A 1,230-nucleotide genomic window follows, 5' to 3' on the forward strand; every position below is an offset into this window, starting at 1 on the left:
TGGTCTAGAGTGGGATGTGAGAGCATCAGTCGTCATCTCCTCAATGGAAGTAGGTCGGGCCACGGATGTTGTCGTGCGCTATCGCTGGCCCGTCCGTGGGCGTTGCGGGCTGCTGGCGATCGAGATTGTTCTTGAGGATCGAGTTGACCGAACTGTAGGAGCGCGCGCCGATCTCGAGCGCGCGGCCGCACGCAGCCTCGAGCCTCTCGCGGCCATATGTCTTGGCAAGCCGCAGGATGCCGACACAGGCGCGGAAGCCTTGCTCGGGATGCGTGCGCTCCCGCAGGATAGTCGCGATCAGTGCCGACGTGCGGCGGCCGATCTCGGCGGCGCTTCGCCGGAGGCGCTCTGGCGTCCAGTCGGCATAGCGCCGGTGGCTCGACGGCATGTGCTCGCGCACCGTCGTATGCTTGCGGTCGGAGGAAGAGCGCACATGGGCGGCAACGCGTTTGCCGCAGTGGAAGACTTCAATCGTGCGCGCCGTGATGCGCGCCCAAACCTTCTCGCGCAGCAATTGGTGCGGCACCGAGTAGTAGTGCTTCTCGATCTCGACGTGGTAGTCGAGCGCGACCCTGCATTCCTTCCATTCGGCAAAGACGTAGGGCTCGGCCGGCAGCGGTTTGAGCGCCGCGCGCTCGATCTCGTCGAACAACGCGCGGCGGCTCGCACCGAGATGGCGCGACACGCGGTTGTTGAGTTGTGCGACAAGCTCGGCGATGGCCACGTTCAATGCGCAGAGCGAGAAGAACTGCCGGTTGCGCAGCTTCGCGACGATAAATCGAGTCGCAATTTGGCCGCAACTTCTACCTTAGCTTTGTCGCGGGCGCGATACGGCCGCGCCGGAACAATGGCGGTGTTGTAGTGAGCCGCCATCTCGGCATAGGTGCGGTTGACCGTCGGCTCATAGAAGCAAGCCTTGGTGACGCCCGAGCGCAGATTGTCGGACACCACCACTGCCGGAACCCCGCCGATGAACGCAAAGGCGCGCGTGTGCGAGCCGATCCAGTCGGACAGGCCCTGCGTCCAGGTGGCCTCCGCATATGTGTAGTTCGTCGCGCCGAGCGAGGCGACGAACAGCTGGGCTGTCAGTACCTCGCCGGTCGAACCATCCATCACCTCAAGCGTCGTGCCGGCGTAATCAACGAACATGCGCTCGCCAGCGACGTGGCTCTGTCGCATAGTCGGCGACAGCCGCGCCGCCCAGGCGCCATAGAGCTCACAGTAGCGGCT

Annotated in this window: 2 protein-coding genes; both read right to left on the reverse strand. The window is 64.3% G+C overall.

All coding sequences use genetic code 11. The features are described from left to right. Positions 1-40: 40 nt before the first annotated feature. Positions 41-724: a transposase gene (locus tag CP49_RS45945; protein ID WP_197423097.1), complete on the reverse strand. Its 684-nt coding sequence runs from the start codon at positions 722-724 to the stop codon at positions 41-43. A gap of 2 nt (positions 725-726) precedes the next feature. Continuing rightward, the coding region (gene istA, locus CP49_RS45950; RefSeq protein WP_197423098.1) for an IS21 family transposase at positions 727-1,230 on the reverse strand (504 nt) is incomplete at its 5' end.

The organism is Bradyrhizobium valentinum, from assembly GCF_001440405.1.
GTDB classification, from domain to species: Bacteria; Pseudomonadota; Alphaproteobacteria; order Rhizobiales; family Xanthobacteraceae; genus Bradyrhizobium; species Bradyrhizobium valentinum.